At 74.8% G+C, this 3,800-nt stretch carries 4 protein-coding genes; 1 reads left to right on the top strand and 3 read right to left on the bottom strand.

Annotated elements, in window-relative coordinates; all coding sequences use genetic code 11:
* The 3 genes from VF825_RS18855 to VF825_RS18865 all read right to left on the bottom strand — a co-directional run.
* Positions 1-378 (bottom strand): hypothetical protein (locus VF825_RS18855; RefSeq protein WP_331116282.1); only part of this gene is annotated, 378 nt, incomplete at its 3' end.
* Positions 379-419: 41 nt separating this feature from the next.
* Positions 420-1,763: a hypothetical protein gene (locus VF825_RS18860; RefSeq protein ID WP_331116284.1), complete on the bottom strand. Its 1,344-nt coding sequence runs from the start codon at positions 1,761-1,763 to the stop codon at positions 420-422.
* 33 nt (positions 1,764-1,796) lie between these two features.
* Positions 1,797-2,015 carry a hypothetical protein gene (locus VF825_RS18865; RefSeq protein ID WP_331116286.1) on the bottom strand — a complete coding sequence of 73 codons (219 nt, stop codon included), beginning with the start codon at positions 2,013-2,015 and terminating at the stop codon, positions 1,797-1,799.
* Between the two features lie 375 nt (positions 2,016-2,390).
* Between VF825_RS18865 and VF825_RS18870 the strand changes: the two genes are divergently transcribed.
* Positions 2,391-3,800: DEDD exonuclease domain-containing protein (locus VF825_RS18870; RefSeq protein ID WP_331116288.1), on the top strand; the 1,410-nt coding region annotated here is incomplete at its 3' end.

Raw genomic sequence — 3,800 nt, forward strand, 5'->3', positions numbered from 1 at the left:
GGCGGGCGCGGCGGGCACGGGCGCGGCGGACGGGCGTGCGGGTCGGCGACGCGGGCGGCCGAGCACGGCGAACACCACCCAGGGCACCGCGACGGCGAGTACCAGCGCGACGTAGGGCCACGCGCCGAGGGCGTCCCGGAAGGCCGCGGCGCGCTGCACCTCGGCCGCGGTGAACCCCTGGCGCACGTCGGGGTGGACAGGCACGTCCGCCCCGAGGGGGTGCCAGGGCGTCAGGACCGCAATACCGGCCGCGAGCAGCAGGACCCCGAGCAGGGTCCCCACGGCGAGCCCGCGGCGGTCCCGCTCCTCGTGGGTCGTGGCGGTGCCGGTCACCCCTGAGCCCGTCAGCTGCGGGCCGGTCAGGTCCGGGTCAGTCATGTCCGGGTCAGTCATGTCCGGGCCAGTCACGTCCGGGCCAGTCACGTCCGAGCCAGCTCGCGCAGGGACGACTGCCAGTCCCGGGTGAACTGCTGCTGGGTCGTGCCGAGCACGGTCCGGAAGGCGGAGGCCGCCGCGGCGTCGGGGTCCTGGCCACCGGCGGTCGCCCGGGCCACCGCGCGGTAGAAGGCGACCAGCCGCGCCTGTCCCCAGGTGTCGGCGATGCGCGAGCACGCCAGCCAGGCCGCCGCGTAGCTCGGCGCGATGGTGCTGCGCGTCGGGTCGAAGTCGGCCGCCGTCGGCAGGCGGGTCGGGCCCTTGCCCTGGCGGACCCGGGTGAGCAGCTCGGACGCGACCCGCTGACGCGGTAGGCCCAGGCCGGAGTAGCCGACATAGTCGGCCGTCCCCTCGGACAGCCAGATCGGGACCTGACCTGTGGTGGACGACCGGATCGCCACGTGGGTCAGCTCGTGGGTGATCACGACCCGGCGGCCCAGAGCCGCCAGTCGGCTCCACGCCGCAGGGTTGACCACCACCCGGTCGGCGTGCGCGGGCTCACCCCGGGTGATCGGCCCCTCGGTCACGGCCGCCACCTGGTCCAGCCCGGTGCGGTCGCGGTTGAGCAGCGCCGCGAACTCGGCGGACGTCGACGGCGTGACCAGGACGACCCGACGAGCCCACCCAGTGCCCCAGAAGGCGTTGACCCGGGCCACTCCGCCATCGGCCTGTATCCGGTAGGCGTCCATGCGGGCGGAGGGAGCGTTGCCGATGATGATCGAGCTGGTGCCGCGCAGCACCCGCATCCCGGGCAGGTCCCACACCTGCAGCTGGGTGCCACCGTCCCGGTCGTCGGCCAGGCGCCAGCCCCCGGACCGGTGCACGACGGTCAGGAAGTCGTCGTAGGTGCGGGACCCGCGGTCGTAGCCGGCGAGCGCCCACTCCCCCTGGACCTTGGCCACCCACGCCCCGGGGCCGAGCCGGTCCCCACCGGTGGGCGACAGCGCCGGCTGGTTGCCCGGGTCGGCGAACCGGAAGCGCGACAACGGCAGCCGCATGAGGTTGTCGAAGACCTGGGACTGCCGCTGGCCGAAGGCCGAGCGCGGGTCGTCGACCGTGGCCATCCAGCGAGCCTTGTTGCGGGTCGAGACCGCGGCGGCCCGCTGGTCCAGCAGGGAACGCAGCGCCTGCACACGAGCCGCGTCGGCGTCCACCGACGCCGGCGCCGCGGCGTTGGCGGTCAAGGAACGTGTCGTCGCCGGGCGCGCAGCCATGCCGGGCAGCTGCACCAGCCCGGTCGCGAACGCGCCGACTGCGCCGACGGCCGCCAGGAGGAGGACCGCCAGGGTCAGGTACGTCGCTGTCCTCCAGCGGGGTGCCCGGGTCACGGGCGCCACTCTAGGCGGCGTGGATGTGTGCGGTCAGACCGCCGCCCGTGCCCCCGTCCACGGCTCGCGTCGGGCTCGCAGCCGGGCCACGCGGTCGGGGCGGACCAGACCCGCAGCAACGAGCGCGTCGACCGCTCGCTGCTCCTGCCGGTCCAGCGGCATGTCGGCGGACAACGGGGCCGTGAGGGCCGTCACGACGCAGTCGGCGCACCGGCTGTCCCGGACGGGACACGTGTCACAGTCGACGATCATCGCTGGCCTCCTCCCTGCTCTCGTCGGCGAGCCCGAGGGTCGGACCTGCCCGTGCCCAGCACGGTAGGAGCGTGGTCTGACAGGGCCTGCTCTCCACGGCCCGTGGCCAGCCTCCACGCCCCGCGACCTGCTCTCCCCGCCCGTCACCTGCCCGCGCACCCCTGGCGACCGGCGAGGCACGGCGGCGGCCGGCCCGGGTCGCCGGCACGGCCCCGCCCCGCCCTCAAGGCGTCGGGGAGAGCACCCCCGGCAGAACAGCATCGGCGGAACAGCAGCGCCGGAACGGCATCGGCAGAACGGCATCGGGGGTTGCCGGACGCCCGTCCCCGCGTGCCGCGCGACGGCCTGTCGGCGGCACGGCATACGGTCCATGCCATGCAGGGCGTCCAGGGCACACTCGACGAGCTCGGCACCCCCTTGGCGGGGGTGACGTTCGTCGTGGTCGACCTCGAGACCACCGGTGGCAGCCCCGCCGGGGCGCACATCACCGAGATCGGCGCGGTCAAGGTCCGCGGCGGCGAGGTGCTCGGGGAGTTCCAGACGCTGGTCAACCCGGGCGAGCCGATCCCGGCATTCATCTCGCTGCTCACCGGCATCACCGACCGCATGGTCGCCGACTCCCCACGCATCGACACGGCCGTCCCGTCGTTCCTCGAGTTCGCCCGCGGCAGTGTGCTCGTGGCCCACAACGCCCCGTTCGACGTGTCCTTCCTCAAGGCCGCGACGGCGCTGACCGGGCACGAGTGGCCGGGCTTCCGGGTCGTCGACACCGCCCACCTGGCCCGCCAGCTGGTCACCAAGGACGAGGCGCGCGACCGCAAGCTCGGCACGCTGGCGCGGCTGTTCGGCGCGGCCACCACGCCCGACCACCGGGCGTTGCACGACGCCCGCGCCACGGTCGACGTGCTCCACGGGCTGCTCTCCCGGGTCGGCAACCTCGGGGTGCTGACCCTGGAGGAGCTGAGCAGCTTCTCCTCACGGGTGTCCGCGGCGCAGCGGCGCAAGCGGCACCTCGCCGAGGGCCTGCCGCACTCCCCCGGGGTCTACCTGTTCAAGGACGGCAAGGGGCGGGTGCTCTACGTCGGCACCTCCCGCGACATCCGCACCCGGGTGCGCACCTACTTCACCGCCTCCGAGCAGCGCACCCGCATGGCCGAGATGGTCGGCATCGCCGAGAGCGTCACGCCGGTGGTGTGCCAGACGCCGCTGGAGGCCGAGGTGCGCGAGCTTCGGCTCATCGCCGAGCACAAGCCGCGCTACAACCGCCGCTCCCGCCACCCCGAGCGCGCCCCGTGGGTCAAGCTGACCGTGGAGCCGTTCCCGCGGTTGAGCATCGTGCGCGAGGTGCGCGATGACGGGGCCCGCTACGTCGGGCCCTTCTCCTCGCGTCACGCCGCCGAGGCGGCGATCGCCGCGGTCCACGAGGTGGTGCCGCTGCGCCAGTGCACCAAGCGGCTCAGCCTGCGGGCGACCTCCTCGGGCTGCGCGCTCTCCGAGATGGGCCGCTGCGGCGCCCCGTGCACCGGCGCCCAGGACGTCGAGTCCTACGCCCAGGTCGTCGAGCGCGTCGCCAGCGTCATCTGCGGTGACGCGCGCGAGGTGGTGGCCGCCCTGCACCGCCGCATGGATGTGCTGGCCAGCCAGGAGCGGTTCGAGGACGCCGGGGAGGTACGCGACCGGATGCTGCACCTGGTGCGGGCCGCCGCGCGGGCCCAGCGCATCGCGCCGCTGGCCCGCAGCGCCGAGGTCGTCGCCGCACGCCGCGCCGAGGCCGGCGGCTGGGAG

Source organism: Oryzihumus sp. (assembly GCF_036391795.1).
Lineage (GTDB): Bacteria > Actinomycetota > Actinomycetes > Actinomycetales > Dermatophilaceae > Oryzihumus.

What these genes read in the sequence shown, in the direction of transcription:
- VF825_RS18865 (WP_331116286.1), bottom strand. Translation starts at nt 2,015, where the DNA reads ATGATCGTCGACTGTGACACGTGTCCCGTCCGGGACAGCCGGTGCGCC.